This is a genomic window from Vibrio mytili (assembly GCF_049563345.1).
GTDB classification, from domain to species: Bacteria; Pseudomonadota; Gammaproteobacteria; order Enterobacterales; family Vibrionaceae; genus Vibrio; species Vibrio mytili.
The window spans coordinates 898,319-914,697 of record NZ_CP110482.1 but is presented as its reverse complement, the minus strand read 5'-3'; the positions used below and the strand labels follow the sequence as shown (position 1 = coordinate 914,697).

The window sequence follows — 16,379 nt, the reverse complement described above, 5'->3', positions numbered from 1 at the left end:
TCATTCTTGCCCTGACTCTTTAGGTGTTTTGTCAGTTTTTACCGCCTTGGCAATGTCTTGCACCGCTTCCACTAAATTGATCGGCATTGGGAAAATGATGGTTGACGTTTTATCGGTGGTTATTTCGGTTAATGTTTGCATGTAGCGTAATTGCAAAGCATTCGGTGCTTGATTAAGCATGTGCGCGGCTTCTTTCAATTTCTTTGATGCTTCTAATTCACCAGTAGCATGAATTACTTTTGCGCGACGGTTCCGCTCCGCTTCCGCTTGTCTTGCCAGCGCCCGTACCATGTTATCATTGAGATCAACATGTTTGACTTCGACTGTCGCGATTTTTATGCCCCAGTCATCGGTTTGTTGATCTAAGATAGCTTGCAAATCTTTGTTGAGCCGCTCTCGTTCGGAAAGTAGCTCATCCAATTCATGCTGGCCTAATACAGAACGCAATGTAGTTTGCGACAGCTGGCTGGTTGCATCGCTGTAGCTTTCTATGTTGTTGATTGCCATTTGAGGGTCGACGACACGGAAGTAGACTACCGCATTTACTCGAACGGATACGTTATCTTTGGTTATCAGGTCTTGTGTCGGAACGTCTAACACCACAGTACGTAAATCTACTCGCACCATTTGTTGGATAAAAGGAATGAGAATAATCAAACCTGGTCCTTTCACTTCTTGGAATCGACCGAGAAAAAACACGACACCACGTTCATATTCTCGCAGCACTTTGAACACTTGTGTCGCAAGTGCAAAGAGCAGCACTAACACAACACCGACAGTATAGAGCATCATAAATGCCTCCTATTGTTTTAAGGTGTCTTTGGGTTTGACGGTTAAAGTCAGTCCTTTAACATCGACAATGATGACGTGCTCACCTTGTTTTACGTCATGTTCTTTCTCTGTTTTTGCCTTCCACAATGCGCCATTCATCTGCACGCGTCCTTCGCCATCAATAAAATCATCGCTGACTAATGCGGTTTTTCCCGGATATGTTTCAAGCCCGGTGGTGACACGTCTTCGACGGATTTTTACCAGTAATCCGACGGTGAGCACAATTAAAGCAACAGAAAAGATAGCAATACCAAAAATTAATGGCAGGGCGATCTGAAAACCGGGCAAATCGCTATCCATCAAGAATATTGATCCCAGGATGAACGCCACCACGCCACCTAACCCTAACACCCCAAAGCTTGGGCTGAATGCTTCTGCAATCATGAGAGCGATACCGAGTAACAAAAGTCCCAACCCTGCGTAGTTGACTGGCATCATTTGCAGCGCGTACATCGCAAGCAATAGACAAATCCCACCTAATACTCCAGGCAAACCTACGCCAGGGTTGTAGAATTCTAATAACAGTCCGTAAATACCGATTAGGATCAGAATGTATGCCACATTCGGATTGGTGATGACAGCTAACATTTCTGCCCGCCAATCAGGAATTCGTTCAACCCAGATCGGATTGTTTAGTGACAATGTCACGGTCTGGTTGTTTATTTTTACGCTCTTGCCGTTGATAAGTTGAACCAGCTCTTCCGGAGAGTTAGCTATATAGTCTATAACGTTGAGCTCTAATGCAGTTTGAGCGTCAAGGCTTGCCGCTTCACTGACCGCTTTTTCCGCCCATTCGGCATTTCGGTCATGCAGCTTTGCTAGTCCTTTAATGTATGCTTTGGCATCATTAATGACTTTTTTCTCCATCGCTGTATTTGCAGGCACTGTTTCAGAGCTTTCTTTGTTGTCTTGATTATCTTGTTTTTCTTCCGTATCCGCTTCTTGTTTATCATCGGAAGAAGGCATGGGCGAGGTGGGGGAGCCACCACCTAGTGCGACAGGTGTGGCAGCGCCGAGGTTGGTTGCTTCTGCCATTGCCGCGATGTGACTGGCGAGGAGAATATAAGTCCCAGCGCTGGCAGCCCTTGACCCGGAAGGACCAACCCAAGTCGCTACGGGGGAGGTCGAGGTTGTGATGGCGTGGATAATATCTCTCATTGAGCTATCCAAGCCACCTGGTGTGTCCATTTTTAAAATAATGAGACTGACGCCTTCAGCTTGAGCTTGCTCTAGCTCACGGGTAAGGTAGTCACTGGTTGCAGGGCCTATTGCGCCTTTTATGGGCACGACCCAAATAGTGTCTGCCATTGCCGGAGTGGTAAACATGAGAAGCGCTAGAAGCCATTTCCATACTTGTTTTATACGACCCTCCTTGTGCGATGACTGGCACGTACGAAAAACCTTATTTAAGTATACGCAATTAACGCCAAGATGCGTCACTAGACGAAATATCATGGCTTTACCGCTATACAAAAAATACAGTATGTTGATAATCAACAAAAATAAACGGAAACAACCATGCTTATTCTTTTACGCATACTTAAGTTAGTCATTATTTGTGTCATTTTTTTCACTATCTTTGATTTGATCGCATATGGTGAAATCACGTGGCTTGAACGGTTGTTAGGGTCGTTTAGCTAACAAGCTTGCGACGAACTAACAGCTAACATTTATGCCACAAGCTAACATCCACATTAAAAACGATTATTCACGTCACAAACTAACAGGAATGTAGATGAGTAAACACACCGCTAGTATTCATTGGCAACGTCAGCCTGATGAGTGCTTTAAGGACAATCAATACAGTCGCGCACATAGATGGGAGTTTGATGGTGGGTTGACTGTGCCTGCTTCACCATCACCCTATGTCGTGCCGCTGCCATTGTCCGTAGAAGAACACATTGACCCAGAGGAGGCGTTCATCGCGTCACTTTCGAGTTGTCATATGCTGGTATTTTTGTCTATTGCAGCTAAAAGACGTTATGTCATTGACTCATATGACGATGATGCACAAGGAGAATTAACTTTAGGAGAAAATGGCAAGGAGTGGGTTTCAAAGGTCACGCTAAACCCGAAGATTGTATTCTCTGGTGATAAAAATCCAACATTTGAACAGTTAGAAAAGATGCACCATATGGCACATGAAAACTGTTTTATCGCTAACTCAGTCAAGACAGACGTTGTTACGAATATCGTGGTTTAACGAACATTGTGTGTGGTACAGGGAGGGGGTCGTGACGAAGATAGTATTAAAAAATTCCGTGCTGTGATGCTGTTTACAAACTTCGTTGGAATAAAACCCCTAGCCAGAATTGACTTTGACTAGGGGGGATACCTTAAATGGACAATCTATTAGACTTTAAACTGACTTAAAATCTCATGTTGTGACTGAACATGTTGGTTGGTTTTTGCCATTGATTCAGTGGCATCTTTAGCCGTACCTGACACTTGAGATGACAAATCTCGAATTTTAAAGGTATTGCTATTGATCTCTTCGGCAACCAAGCTTTGTTCCTCTGCCGCAGATGCGATCTGCATGTTTAAATCATTAATATGTTGAATTGCCGCGCGAATCTTGTGCAAGGCATCATTGGCAAACTGTGCTTTGCTAACGACGTTTTCTGCTGTCGTCTTACTTTCTCCCATTACAGCGGCTACGGAGTGGGCGCCACTCTGTAGTTTTTCAATCATGCTACGAATTTCTGTTGTTGATGCTTGAGTTCGACTTGCCAGTGTACGGACTTCATCGGCAACAACGGCAAAACCTCTCCCAGACTCACCGGCTCTTGCCGCCTCGATTGCCGCATTCAAGGCAAGTAAGTTAGTCTGATCGGCTATTTCATTAATAACTTGTAAGATGGTTTCAATACTGTTTGTGGCGGATTCTAGCTCACGGACTTCTTCGACAGCGGATTCAATGCGTAAAGAAAGTTGATTGATGGCTTCGGTTGTTTCAGAAACTACAGAGACACCGTGTTGTGTTTCATTGTCTGCGTCCGAAGCTGCCTGCGCTGCGCCTTGAGCATTGTTCGCTACATCTGTCGCCGTTGCAGACATTTCATTCATTGCCGTTGCTAACTGTTCAACTTCACTCAACTGTTCTTCAATGGCTTTGGATGAGACCACTAAATCTTGAGATGCAATGGCTGCATTATGCTTAATGTCATCCCCCAGTTGAATTGATTGTTTGATTTGACCTTGAAGCTTCTCAGTGAATACATTAAATCCTGATGCCAGTCGGGCGAACTCTGCGTCGGAATTGGTATCGAGGCGATGTGTTAAATCACCTTCACCAGAGGCGATGTCATCGATGGCTGAACTCAATGTATCAAGAGGGCGCATTAAGTATTTGATTACAAGGGTTAGTAAAACAACGCTGACTAATAGAGCGAGAATCGCTCCTACTATCGAGCTATTCCGAATTTCACTGATTACGTGATACGCTTTATTCTCGTCAACTAACGCCACGACGTACCACTTTTGTTCAGGCAGGTATTTATAAACCGCAATGTATGGGGTGCCGTCAATCGCGAATTTATCGTAGCCTTCTTTCAACTTGGCTTGTGGTAAATAGGAATCTAGCTTTTTACCATTTAGCTCGTTGTTTGTGTGAGCTATTGTGGTGCCGTCTGAAGCGACGATCAACATTTCACCTGCATCAAACAAGTTAACTTGGTTGACCAACTCTGACAAAGGCTCTAGTGTCATATCATAGAACATGGCACCGATAAAACGGCCGTTTTGCTGAACGGGTGTTCCAATAGAAATGATGACTTTTTTAGTCGACACATCAACATAAGGTGCTGTGACGACAAGTTCTTTTTCACGCTTAGCGTCAACATACCAAGGCCGTAGGCGAGGATTATAACTGCTGTCAGGTTCCCAAGCGTCGTCATTTTCGACAACAGCACCATCACTTTCATATCCAAAGCCGATCGCTAAGAAAGACCCTTTTAAGGTTGGTCTGTACAACACATTATTAACATATTCACGGTTGTTTGGATCTAACTCTAAGCTTTCTGTTGTCGCTAACGCCAAATCTTGTTTGGCTTTCATTTCCCCACTTACACGAAGAGCCACACTTTGCGAAAGCTCATGCAAACTATCTTCAATGACTTCTTCCAATTCTGTTCTGATGGTACTTAACTGATAGATAGATAATGTACCGATAGCACATATCAACAACGCTGAAGATACAGCGACTATTTTTTGACTAAACCTCATTTCAACATTACTCCGACACTAAAGTTGTAAATATTGTTTTTGTTAATAAGGGAAATTAAGCAAGAAATGTGCACATATCTCTACACAGTGATAGTTGTCTTCCTTAACATCATAAACTGACTTTTATTACTATCGGCTGACTGGCGTTTTTCTTAACCATAATTTGCCACATTTTTGAAGGTTATTTCTCTGAGTTGGATGAGCGATAAGATAACTTGATCATTCTGCCGATGTGATTACGCTTGTTAAGGCAGCGACAGTGCGTAAAAACCTTTAAATGAGCGATTTTTGTAGAGTATTAACTCTAATTGCGAATCACCAATAAAATGGTGTTTTATTGTTAACTTTATGAAAAATAATAAATAAATGGGTTTGAGAATACATGTGTTCGCCCGAAAGTATTTGCATCACTATGTGAAGTAATTCAAAATTAACTGGTATAGCCAGTTGTGCTTAGAATTTTAAGGGTGTTTATGAAAGTCACTAATTTATTTAAAGACAAAGTTGATGCGATTTCAGCTCATCAATCCGAGTTTATGAATTGGATGTCTCCAACGCTCCGCGATTATTGGAGTGACTTTTTGGATCGAGCTCAGCACAGCGTTTTATTTTCTAAAGTTCGAGATTACCAACAGCCTGCCATTAATGAAGAAGTCGCTCCTCAGCCTGAGCCGTTGATCATGATGCCGGAAGCACAAAAGTTGTTTGCTGAGCTAAGTGAGCAAATTGGTGAGGTGATTCACGTTGGCGAATGGGTAAATGTATCTCAAGAACGAATCAACCAGTTTGGTGCTGTGACGGAAGATATGCAATGGATTCATACTGATCCAGAACGCGCTTCTGTTGAATCACCATTCAAAACAACCATTGCTCACGGCTTTTTGACTCTGGCTTTGTTACCGAAGCTTACGGATTCTGTTGATCCTGACAAAGCACAGTTCCCAACCGCAAAATTAGTGGTTAACTTGGGGCTCAACCAAGTTCGCTTTCCTTATCCGGTAAAGGCAGGCAATAACGTTCGTGCTGTGAGCACGTTGTCTAAAGTTACGCCAATCAAAAAAGGTTTGGAAATTGAACGCGAAATTAAGGTTGAGATTGAAGGTGTTCGTAGACCTGGGGCTGTAGTTGTATCGGTCATCCAATTGCATTTTTGATTTTAAGCGCATACATTTTAAAAAGAGAGCACCAAGGTGCTCTCTTTTTTCATTCTATTCACTCGAAATCTTTGACTTGTGTGTATCCGTAGTCTGCGATAACTTTTTGACCAGGTTCAGACTTTAAGAAAGCGACGAATCGTTTCGCTGGTTCGCTTATTCTATCGACTTTGTAAACCACCAAGAAAGGACGCGCCAATTTATATTTGTGATTCGCAATGTTTTCACTGCTCGGCTCCACGCCTTCTAATGCAATCGCTTTAATCGATTTATCAACGGAACCTATAGAGACAAATCCAATCGCTCGCGTGTTGTGGTTTACGATGGTTTTCACCATGCTGTTGCTGTTAACAACCAAATTGTTTGGATCTATGTCAGACACCAAGTGATCATTCACGATTGTCGTAAGCCCCATTAAGCTTTCAAAACTATAGCGTGAGCCTGATGATGCCTCACGAGTAACAACAGCAATTGGCTGATCTATGCCGCCGACTTCTTTCCAGTTCTTTATTTTACCTTTGTAGATATCGAATAGTTGCTGCTGAGACAAGTTTGTGACGGAGTTGGCACGATTAACGACGACTGCAAGCCCATCAAAGGCAATCGTGACGACGTTCAGGTTCTCGACTTTTTCGTGTTCCGTTAGATAGCGAGAGCTCATGCCTAACTCGACGATATCTTTATTCACCATAGTAATACCAGCACTAGAGCCAATTCCCTGAACGGCAATATAGTCATCCGGGTGGGTTTGATTGTACTTTTCAGCTAGGACGTCCATTACATTAGCAACAGAGGTTGAACCCGAGATGTTCACTTCTTTTGCTATCGCGTTGGGAAGGGAGATAGCCATGGCGAGTAGTGTTGCCACAGTAAAACGTAACATATTAAACTCCGTTTAAGGTTTAAAGCAGAGTGTATGGTATTGCGTTAAGGTTACATTTTTGTGACTTGTTGCCAAATCATCGTCGGCAATATGATTTGCGATAATACTTTGAATTCTGCACCTAGGTGTCGTTTAGGTATATACTAACCTCAGCATTCTAGGAGGTTATTCATGTCCGTCTCTCAAATGGCGACCAGCCGTTTACATAAGTTAGTTCAGTCTCTGTGTGTGAAACGCAATGCCAACTTGCCAGTCGAGCAGGGCAAGTGCTTATGCGAGTTTATTGAAGGCGGAGTTGAACTTTACCATGCGCACTTCCTTCTAGATTCTCAACATAGTGAGTACACCTCGCCAGTGGCTAAGATCCTATTCGATGTTCAAATGCAAAGATGGCAATTCTATGTCCCAAGCTACTTTGGGACCGAGTTGGGTTGGGTGCCGTATGAAGCACTACCATTTAGCGAGTCACTCGAAGACCTGATTGCTGAGCTTGAAAATGATCCGCTAGCCTGTTTTTGGACTTAGGCCAAAACAGACTAGAAGGAAATAAAAAAGCGCTCCTAGAAGCGCTTCTTAACTTAAAATGTGTCAAACCCATATCAGGACGGGTAAACGATGTTATACGTGATTACTCGCTTACCGTTTGCTCTGGTTGTGGAGCAGGGGCGTCAGCAAAAACTTGAGTTGGTTTTGCAACCAGACTGCGATTTTCTTGGTTAACGTCAGCTAAGGTGATTTCCAGTTTGTCGCCGAGTCGGTAAACCACTTCTTTGTCGATTGAGATGGTTCCGTTTTCGCCATTGCACTCAATTCTTTCTTTATTATCCAGAATTAGCGTGCCAGGAATAAAGGCTGCAGCACCATTTTCAAGAAGTCTGACACGTGCGCCTGCGCGATTAATATCAAAAATCTCCCCTGTAAAGCGGGTTCCTTTACTTGGCTCATCAGCAAGCGTTCGCGCGTAAAGCCAATCTGAGACGTTTCGTTCCGCGATTTTATGGTGTTTACGATGAAGTGCAAGTTCTTCACCGACAGCATCATCTGGCTGTTGAACCGGCTCTTTACCAAGAATAGCGGCTTTTAGCATGCGGTGATTAATCATATCGCCGTATTTACGTATTGGTGATGTCCAAGTCGCGTAAATATCTAGTCCCATTGCGAAATGTGGCAGAGGCTGGTTGCCAACTTCACTGTACGCTTGGTATTTACGAATACGATTGTCCAAGTATGAGCTTTCTTGACCACCTAACCAACGGCGAAGCGCAGCGAAGCCCTCTAGAGTAGTGATGGATTCTGCGTTGAATTCGAGCGTTCCTTCAGGATTAATGAGCTGTAAAACGTCTTCAATTTTGTCGGCTTTTAAACCTGAATGCGTGTTGAACACACCCGTTTGGAATTTGTCGCGTAGCGTACGTCCTGCACAGATATTAGCGGTAATCATCGACTCTTCGACAAGTCGATTCGCACTGCGGCGCATATCCGCATGAATGGCTACAACGTCGTTATCTTCACTTAGTTCGAAGCGGTAATCTGGACGATCAGGGAAAACAACGGCATTGTTCTCTCGCCAGGTTGCGCGGGCAAGTGAGAACTCATAAAGATCGCGAACGATAGCCGCGATGTCTTCTGATGGTTGCCAAACATCTGAATGACCGTTTTCAAGCCAGTCAGAAACATGATCGTAAACAAGGCGGGCGTGAGACTTAATATTTGCGGCAAAGAATTGGATGTCATCTCCAATTACCCCATCTTTGTTCACAGTAACCTTACAGCAAAGGGCAGGACGGATTTCCCCTTCGATTAGAGAGCAAAGGTTGTCCGCAAGATCACGAGGTAGCATAGGAATATTGCGCCCCGGGAGATAAATCGTGTAGCCACGTTCACGAGCCACTTTATCCATTTCGTCTTCAGGCGTAATATACGCCGTTGGATCGGCAATAGCGATGGTCAGCTCAAAGTCACCCGATGCCGTTTTTTTTGCGTACAGAGCGTCGTCCATATCTTTGGTTGATTCGCCATCGATCGTGACAAAAGGAACATGGGTCATATCGACGCGTTCTAGATCGGCATCGTCTTTTAGTTCCCAGTTTTCTATGCCTTTAGGCTCTGAATTTGGCAAATCGTTTTGAGCAAGAGTTACCCACCAAGGTGCTATCTTGTCGTCAGCGTCCGTAATCTTTTCCGATACCTCAACAAAAAAGCCGTTATCACCTTTTAGCGGGTGACGAATAAGATGCGCGACTACCCAGTCACCTTCAGCGAATAAATCCGGTTTTAGGCCTTTCTTTAACTTCGCTTTTAGAGATAACTTTTTTAGCTGCGGATGGTCAGGTACAACATTCAGTTTACCTTTGAACATTTTTACACGACCAATAAAGCGTGTCACAGCCTGCTCTATTAGTTCTTGTGGCTCAGCTACTTCGCGATCATTTTCTGTACGAATAATGGCCACGATCTTATCACCGTGCATGCACTTTTTCATGTACGTCGGTGGAATAAAGAAGCTGGTTTTATTGTCCACTTCCAAGAAGCCAAAGCCTCTATCGGTCGCTTTGACGGAACCTTCTTTTTTAGGCAGGTTTTCTTGGATTTGTTGCTTGAGCTGGGCGAGTAGTGGGTTATCTTGAAACATCTTTTATTAACTTACCAATGGAATTGTCCACACTATAATCATTGCGGACTATGATTACTAGGGCGTGTTACTTTTCGAGATGATTTTTTCAACAGTTTTCGAACTAGAAAATGTCAGCCATCAAGCGGGTCTAAGTCCGTTTCAGAGCGTATAAATGGCTTTAAGTTCGAATGTGTATGTACGTACGAAAGGTGAAGTGGTTTAAAATTATTCTATAAATGTCACAAATAGGAATAAATTGTGATGTAATTCAATTTTTTCTGGATTTTTTTATGCTTTTAAGGAATAATCCGCCTCCCTTAGTCGTCCCTAATGGCTTATCGCGGTTGTGTACTGTGCTAATTTCTATCTCAATGAAGTTAGTTACTGGATAAATCAGTATTGATTGGAAGAGCATATGGGACTGTATTTTTGTTTAATTAAGTAGGATCCCAATGCAAGATTCTGTAATTCAATTCAGTGATTTATCTCTGAATGATTCTATCCTTTCTGCTCTAGACGGAATGGGTTTCGTATCACCAACTCCAATTCAGGCTGCGGCAATTCCACACCTTTTGGAAGGGGCTGATGCGCTAGGTAAAGCACAGACGGGCACAGGTAAAACGGCAGCATTCTCACTGCCTCTTCTCAACAAACTAGATCTTAACCAGCGCAAACCACAAGCGATCGTGCTTGCTCCAACTCGTGAGTTGGCGATTCAGGTTGCTGCAGAAATGAAAAACCTTGGTAAAAATATCAAGGGTCTTAAAGTTCTAGAAATCTACGGTGGTGCATCTATCGTCGATCAAATGCGTGCACTTAAAAACGGTGCGCATGTTATTGTTGGTACTCCTGGCCGTGTTCAAGACCTGATCAACCGTGATCGTTTACACCTGGACGAAGTAAACACATTCGTACTAGATGAAGCGGACGAAATGCTAAACATGGGTTTTGTGGATGACGTAACTGCGATCATGGAGCACGCTCCAGAGTCTGCGCAGCGCGTACTGTTCTCTGCAACCATGCCTCCAATGCTGAAGAAAATTGTCGAGCGCTTCCTACGTGAACCTGTAATGGTTGACGTTGCTGGTAAGAACCATACTGTAGATAAAGTTCAACAGCAGTTCTGGGTAGTGAAAGGTGTAGAGAAAGATGAAGCAATGTCTCGTCTTCTTGAAACTGAAGAAACCGATGCGTCTATCGTTTTCGTACGTACACGTCAAGACACTGAGCGTTTGGCTGATTGGCTATCTGCACGTGGCTTTAAAGCGGCGGCACTGCACGGTGACATCCCTCAGTCTCTACGTGAGCGTACTGTTGATCACATCAAACAAGGTGTTATTGACATCCTAGTTGCAACTGACGTTGTTGCTCGTGGTCTTGATGTTCCACGTATTACGCATGTATTTAACTATGACATCCCGTTCGATGTTGAGTCTTACATCCACCGTATCGGTCGTACTGGCCGTGCTGGACGTAAAGGTAAAGCGATCCTTCTAGTTCGCACCAACCAGATTCGTATGCTGCGCACTATCGAGCGTGTTACTAAGTCTTCAATGGAAGAAATTCAACTTCCGCTACGAGATAAAGTAGCTGAAGCTCGTCTGGCAAAACTTGGCTCAGAGCTTGAAGCTGAAAAAGAGCATAAAGCGTTAGATAAGTTTTCTGATCTAGTAGAGAAGCTCCAAACGTCTTTAGATATCGATCCAACGACGTTGGCGGCAATGCTGCTTAAACGTCAACAAGGCAAACGCCCTCTGTTCTACGTTGGTGAAGATCCAATGGTTGAAGCTATTGAGCGTGATAAGCAACGTCGTAAAGAACGCCGTGAAGGTGGTCGTGACGGCGGCCGTGACGGTGGTCGTAACTTCAACAACCAAGATTGGGATACTTACCAGTTACAAGTTGGTCGTGAGCAAGGTGTTCAAGTTAAAGACATCGTTGGTGCTCTAGCAAACGAACTTGGATTGGGTAAAGGATCTATCGGTGCGATTAAGCTAGCCCAAGGTCATACTTTTGTTCAGCTACCTAAAGCAATGACGTCTGATGCAGCAAGCAAGCTAAGCAAACTGCGTATTCGTCAACAAGATGTTGGTGCTGTTGTATGTGATTTTGATGATTTCCGCGAATCTCGTGGTGGTCGCCGTGATGGTGGTCGTCGTGACGGTGGTGGCTATCGTGGTAACCGTGAAGGAAATCGCGAAGGTGGCGGCCGTCGTGAGGGTGGTTTCCGTGGTAATCGCGAAGGTAACCGTGAAGGTGGTGAACGTCGCTTTGATCGTAACCGTGGTGGTGATCACCGTGGTAACTATCGTGGCGAACGTGGCCATGGACGTGGTCGCCGTACACCGGACGCATAATCACATCCTATTGTGATACAGATATTCTAAAGCCGAGCGATGCCTCGGCTTTTTTATGCACTGCGTATACAGCTCTGTTTTTCGTTGTGCTCGTTAACCCAAGTGATCACTGTACTGATCGGTAGAGCAGGGCAGAATAAATACCCTTGTATAATGTCACAGCCTCGATGACGTAAGAACCTTAATGTATCCATATCTTGAACACCCTCAGCAACGACGGAATACCCCAAGCCATGTGCGAGCGCTATTGTATTTTCGACAATTGACCGAGAATCTTCGGTTCGGTTTGCTGTACTCAGGAATGATTGATCAATTTTAATTTGATCAACAGGTAGATCTCTCAACAAAGAAAGTGAAGAGTACCCAGTACCAAAATCATCCAAACTGATTTTTATACCGAGGTTTTTAATTTGTGTAATGAGTGGCTTGAGTTCTGCCACTCTATTTATTGCCATGGTTTCAGTGATTTCTAAACTGAGGAGATTAGAAAAGTGAGGGGTTGTTTCAACTAGCTTTTCTAAACGACTTAGCAGTAAGTTCGACGACAGATCCTTTGTCGACAAGTTAACGTGAACAGGTAGTCTAATACCATTTTGAATAAACACGGTTAGATCTTTCTCTACTTGGCCTAGAACCCACATCGTAATGTTGGTCACTTGGTTACTGCGCTCTGCTATTGGAATGAAGTCATTAGGTGAAATGGTTTCTCCATTTTTATCATGCCAACGAATGACGGCTTCAAAGCCTACGACCAAATTGGTTCGAGCATCAATAAGAGGCTGGTAGTTGAGACGAAACTCATCGTGTTCAAGTGCGCTGTCGATCCGGTTAGCTATTTCAAGCTGATATTTTGCACCTATATTCATGTTGTCGTTGTAAAATGCAAACAAGTTGCCGTTACGTTTGGCGTGGTACATTGCAATGTCTGCATGTTTGATCAATAGGTCATTGGATTCGGCATGTTTTGGGTAAGTACTGATACCGAATACAACGCGTGAAGATACCTGAAATTCGTCAAGATGAAAGCGAGTCGACATGGCGTTGTCGAGTTTATCTATTAGTGTTTTTCCATCTTGCTCACATGCTGAAGACGTAAGAATGACGAATTCATCACCACCAAAGCGAAAAAGTTTGTCATTGCCATCGAGGGTTTTTCGAAGTCTTTCTCCGATCTGAATGAGGAGTTGATCACCACAAAAGTGCCCCATTGCATCGTTAATCTGTTTAAAGTTCACTACATCAAAAAGGATAACAGAGAACGGATCACCCGAGCGAATACGTTCTGCGATCAATTCATAACAGTATTTACGGTTAGGCAGGTTGGTTAAAGAATCATGAATGGCATTTTGTTTCTCTCTTTCCGCAATACTATGTAGTTCCTGAATCGATTCGTTACTCCACTTCACCACTAAAACGACAAAAACACTGCCACCAAATAGTAGAACGGCGACGCCAGTGTCTAGATGAGACGTAATCGACTTTTGCTGTATTGCGTACAGGAAAACGGAATACGCGATTATAAAGCTGGTTATAAGCAACAGAAGCCATGGCCATCCAGCAACCTGTGTCTTTGAACAGATATTTTTTGTTATCCGCCATCCCCAACATAGGAAAACTAAGCCAAAAATTATCAATAGAGAAGTTACTGTGGGCACGCGTTTACCCCGGCTGATTGTTTAGTTTGTTATTTTTATCCATCCAATACACAACTTAGCTTATATTTTCAATTTTGTGCAAGTTAGGTTAATCATAACGCAAGCTTATCAATATGTTTTTTTTAGTACTCAAATAAAATCAAGAAATGTGCTAGATCAATAAAAACTGTTCGATTAAAACGCTTTTACTTAAAAAATGTTGAAAGATTCAAAAATTATTGAATAATGGGTAAATAAGGAATACGCAGCGCGCAAGCGCTATTACAACCTCTGCTCTACAACAGGATAACTATTCATGTCTAATTCGTTTGTACTGGTGATCAACTCTGGTAGCTCTTCTTTAAAATTTGCTGTTATTGATTCTGAAACTGGTGAAGCTTTGGTCTCAGGTATCGGAGAATGTTTTGGCCTACCTGAAGCTGAAATCAGTTGGAAATATCAGGGAGAAAAAACCGTTGAAGCGATCCCTGCTGGCGGTAACCATCATCAGTACGCTGTTGAGCGAGTGGTAAAACTACTCGAGACTTTAGGCTTGAGTTCAAAATTTGTAGCCGTCGGTCACCGTATTGTTGCTGGTGGTGAAACTTTTAAAGGCACCGTGAAAGTAGACGAAAACGTTATTCAAGAAGTCGAACGCCTTGCTGAACTGGCCCCTCTACACAACAAAGCAAACGCAGAAGGTATGCGAGCTGCGATGAAAGCATTCCCTTCACTACCTCAATTTGCAGTTTTTGATACTGCTTTCCACCAAACCATGCCAGCGAAAGCGTTTATGTACGCGCTTCCTTACGAACTTTACGAAGATCATAAAGTGCGTCGTTACGGTGCTCATGGTACAAGTCATTATTACGTAAGCCGCGAAGCTGCGAAAATGTTAGATAAACCGCTTGAAAAAAGCAGTTTTATCACCGTGCACTTGGGTAACGGTGCATCAGTGAGTGCGGTAAAAAATGGCGAATGTGTTGATACCAGTATGGGGTTGACTCCATTAGCTGGCTTAATGATGGGTACTCGTTGTGGTGATCTCGACCCAAGTGTAATCGAGTTCCTTTTCCGTAAAGGTTGGGAAAAAGACGAAGTGTTCGAAATGATGAACAAGAAGTCTGGCTTCCTCGGAGTATCAGGTGTGACAAGTGACGCGCGAGGTGTACTAGAAGAGATGGAAGCGGGCAACTCACGTGCGAAATTGGCGTTTGATATCTTCACTTACCGCGTTGCGAAATACATTACTTCTTACCTTGCTGCACTTGATTCACTCGATGGCATCATCTTCACTGGCGGTATTGGTGAAAACTCGCTACCAATTCGTCGTGAAATCTTGAAAAACCTAAAACTGTTAGGGTTTGTTGAAGATGAGAAAGGTAACGAAGACGCAAGATTTGGTAACGCAGGTCTTATTGCAACATCTGAGTTGCTAGGAGCGAAAGCACTGGTTATTCCAACCAATGAAGAGTGGGTGATTGCTCAACAATCGGTTGAGTTGTTGTAATATATAACAACAACAGATATTTAAAAGCGAGCCTCGTGCTCGCTTTTTCGATTTTTATGTTGGATTGGCCATTGCTAATCACGCGTATAGCGATGTAAGCATCATTCACTAAATTAACTTTTGCAACTGACTTTCGTCGCTCCCGAGCCAACAAGGTGCGTATTGACTTGTTTATGCTCCATTCTTTGCTAGGGAAACAGCTCGTCAGTTAACTGCAACATTTCTTCTCCTATTGAGGCTTGCATCCGGATCCGCTCAATTCGCCCCCAGTTAATAAACGAAGCGCTTGCGGATCAACGGCTAAGGATGCCAAGTCTCCGATTTCAAGTTACTGAATAAACTTCAGTCCATTCGGGTAATAAAGGTTTGCTCGTCATCCACAAAAGCCACAAAGCCGCCGTGATAGATAAACACCCGACCACGTCCCTCAACGAGGCAGGCAAGCTGTGGGTTCAAATCTTCTTCGTTAGCTTGGCTTTGAAACGTTCCGGTATCAGTAATTACGCCGCTGAGTGTAGGCAAATATCCATAAGTGCGCTTGGCTTGAGCAATCAGGTTCAATTCGCTGGCGGCAGAGAAGTAAGAGGGGATCGCACCGGCTTCTTCGATAAATATAGTTTTCAGTTCTTCAAAAGCTGTAATCACCAGCCAGTCGATGCCGTTAACATGATGGATAAACATAGAGTTTCTCAGTAATTCTGGTGCAGAGATTTTATCACTACCAGGGGATAACGTAGTAGAGGTTTAGTTGCTAAAGGCGAAAGTCTGTGCTATTTCCGGATATGCACTAGGCCAACTTGAAACGCGTCTTTGCCCCATTCGGAGTTACGCCTAGTTGATATATTATTTCACCTAGCGGTGATTTGACATACTTTTGATCATACTAGAAGTGGCTACTATATTGGTAGCCATTCAGATTCATTGGAAAGTGTTACTTCTAGAACCTCTACTACGGTGAGTGGGGAGCTTGGCAGTGTAGTGAATATTGGTGGGACGCTAAGTTATAACTCAAATAATGAGTTGATTGGAGGGGAGATGAGTGTTGGCTTTGGAAGCGCTATTGATGTAGATCTTTCTGTTACATAGAGTACTGTTGTATATACAACGCGGACTTCAAGTGATGAGTCGGAGCGCGGGGATGGAAATCGTAGAGATGAATATAACGAGCGCGA

At 43.5% G+C, this 16,379-nt stretch carries 12 protein-coding genes; 5 read left to right on the top strand and 7 right to left on the bottom strand.

The window, feature by feature from the left end; genetic code table 11:
• Positions 1-792 (bottom strand): slipin family protein, encoded by a 792-nt coding sequence (locus tag ONE56_RS17670; RefSeq protein ID WP_331437663.1) that lies wholly within the window; start codon positions 790-792, stop codon positions 1-3.
• A 9-nt stretch (positions 793-801) separates the two neighbouring features.
• On the bottom strand, positions 802-2,193 hold the full coding sequence (locus ONE56_RS17665) for an NfeD family protein (RefSeq protein ID WP_423841149.1): 1,392 nt from the start codon (positions 2,191-2,193) through the stop codon (positions 802-804).
• Positions 2,194-2,566: 373 nt separating this feature from the next.
• Here ONE56_RS17665 and ONE56_RS17660 point away from each other — a divergent pair, with 373 nt between their 5' ends.
• On the top strand, positions 2,567-3,034 hold the full coding sequence (locus ONE56_RS17660) for an OsmC family protein (RefSeq protein ID WP_041153931.1): 468 nt from the start codon (positions 2,567-2,569) through the stop codon (positions 3,032-3,034).
• A gap of 149 nt (positions 3,035-3,183) precedes the next feature.
• Here the strand turns inward: ONE56_RS17660 and ONE56_RS17655 are convergent, their stop codons facing one another.
• Positions 3,184-5,055, bottom strand: a complete 1,872-nt coding sequence (locus ONE56_RS17655; protein WP_331437660.1) for a methyl-accepting chemotaxis protein — start codon at positions 5,053-5,055, stop codon at positions 3,184-3,186.
• 473 nt (positions 5,056-5,528) lie between these two features.
• Here ONE56_RS17655 and ONE56_RS17650 point away from each other — a divergent pair, with 473 nt between their 5' ends.
• Positions 5,529-6,209: a MaoC family dehydratase gene (locus tag ONE56_RS17650; protein WP_041153930.1), complete on the top strand. Its 681-nt coding sequence runs from the start codon at positions 5,529-5,531 to the stop codon at positions 6,207-6,209.
• A 58-nt stretch (positions 6,210-6,267) separates the two neighbouring features.
• Here ONE56_RS17650 and ONE56_RS17645 read toward each other — a convergent pair whose 3' ends face one another.
• Positions 6,268-7,092 carry a phosphate ABC transporter substrate-binding protein gene (locus ONE56_RS17645; protein ID WP_423840611.1) on the bottom strand — a complete coding sequence of 275 codons (825 nt, stop codon included), beginning with the start codon at positions 7,090-7,092 and terminating at the stop codon, positions 6,268-6,270.
• 171 nt (positions 7,093-7,263) lie between these two features.
• Between ONE56_RS17645 and ONE56_RS17640 the strand changes: the two genes are divergently transcribed.
• Positions 7,264-7,617 (top strand): DUF3024 domain-containing protein, encoded by a 354-nt coding sequence (locus ONE56_RS17640; protein ID WP_423840610.1) that lies wholly within the window; start codon positions 7,264-7,266, stop codon positions 7,615-7,617.
• Positions 7,618-7,720: 103 nt separating this feature from the next.
• Here the strand turns inward: ONE56_RS17640 and rnb are convergent, their stop codons facing one another.
• Positions 7,721-9,724: an exoribonuclease II gene (gene rnb, locus ONE56_RS17635; protein WP_423840609.1), complete on the bottom strand. Its 2,004-nt coding sequence runs from the start codon at positions 9,722-9,724 to the stop codon at positions 7,721-7,723.
• Positions 9,725-10,158: 434 nt separating this feature from the next.
• Between rnb and ONE56_RS17630 the strand changes: the two genes are divergently transcribed.
• Positions 10,159-12,063: a DEAD/DEAH box helicase gene (locus ONE56_RS17630; RefSeq protein ID WP_041153927.1), complete on the top strand. Its 1,905-nt coding sequence runs from the start codon at positions 10,159-10,161 to the stop codon at positions 12,061-12,063.
• A 53-nt stretch (positions 12,064-12,116) separates the two neighbouring features.
• Here ONE56_RS17630 and ONE56_RS17625 read toward each other — a convergent pair whose 3' ends face one another.
• Complete coding sequence (locus tag ONE56_RS17625; RefSeq protein WP_423841148.1) at positions 12,117-13,655, bottom strand: putative bifunctional diguanylate cyclase/phosphodiesterase; 1,539 nt, start codon at positions 13,653-13,655, stop codon at positions 12,117-12,119.
• A 358-nt stretch (positions 13,656-14,013) separates the two neighbouring features.
• Here ONE56_RS17625 and ONE56_RS17620 point away from each other — a divergent pair, with 358 nt between their 5' ends.
• On the top strand, positions 14,014-15,207 hold the full coding sequence (locus tag ONE56_RS17620; protein ID WP_423840608.1) for an acetate/propionate family kinase: 1,194 nt from the start codon (positions 14,014-14,016) through the stop codon (positions 15,205-15,207).
• A gap of 342 nt (positions 15,208-15,549) precedes the next feature.
• Here the strand turns inward: ONE56_RS17620 and ONE56_RS17615 are convergent, their stop codons facing one another.
• Positions 15,550-15,888 carry a cytosolic protein gene (locus tag ONE56_RS17615; protein WP_423840607.1) on the bottom strand — a complete coding sequence of 113 codons (339 nt, stop codon included), beginning with the start codon at positions 15,886-15,888 and terminating at the stop codon, positions 15,550-15,552.
• Positions 15,889-16,379: the final 491 nt, after the last annotated feature.

What these genes read in the sequence shown, in the direction of transcription:
- ONE56_RS17615 (WP_423840607.1), bottom strand. Translation starts at nt 15,888, where the DNA reads ATGTTTATCCATCATGTTAACGGCATCGACTGGCTGGTGATTACAGCT.
- ONE56_RS17655 (WP_331437660.1), bottom strand. Translation starts at nt 5,055, where the DNA reads ATGAGGTTTAGTCAAAAAATAGTCGCTGTATCTTCAGCGTTGTTGATA.
- ONE56_RS17650 (WP_041153930.1), top strand. Translation starts at nt 5,529, where the DNA reads ATGAAAGTCACTAATTTATTTAAAGACAAAGTTGATGCGATTTCAGCT.
- ONE56_RS17645 (WP_423840611.1), bottom strand. Translation starts at nt 7,092, where the DNA reads ATGTTACGTTTTACTGTGGCAACACTACTCGCCATGGCTATCTCCCTT.
- ONE56_RS17630 (WP_041153927.1), top strand. Translation starts at nt 10,159, where the DNA reads ATGCAAGATTCTGTAATTCAATTCAGTGATTTATCTCTGAATGATTCT.
- rnb (WP_423840609.1), bottom strand. Translation starts at nt 9,724, where the DNA reads ATGTTTCAAGATAACCCACTACTCGCCCAGCTCAAGCAACAAATCCAA.
- ONE56_RS17640 (WP_423840610.1), top strand. Translation starts at nt 7,264, where the DNA reads ATGTCCGTCTCTCAAATGGCGACCAGCCGTTTACATAAGTTAGTTCAG.
- ONE56_RS17660 (WP_041153931.1), top strand. Translation starts at nt 2,567, where the DNA reads ATGAGTAAACACACCGCTAGTATTCATTGGCAACGTCAGCCTGATGAG.
- ONE56_RS17620 (WP_423840608.1), top strand. Translation starts at nt 14,014, where the DNA reads ATGTCTAATTCGTTTGTACTGGTGATCAACTCTGGTAGCTCTTCTTTA.
- ONE56_RS17670 (WP_331437663.1), bottom strand. Translation starts at nt 792, where the DNA reads ATGATGCTCTATACTGTCGGTGTTGTGTTAGTGCTGCTCTTTGCACTT.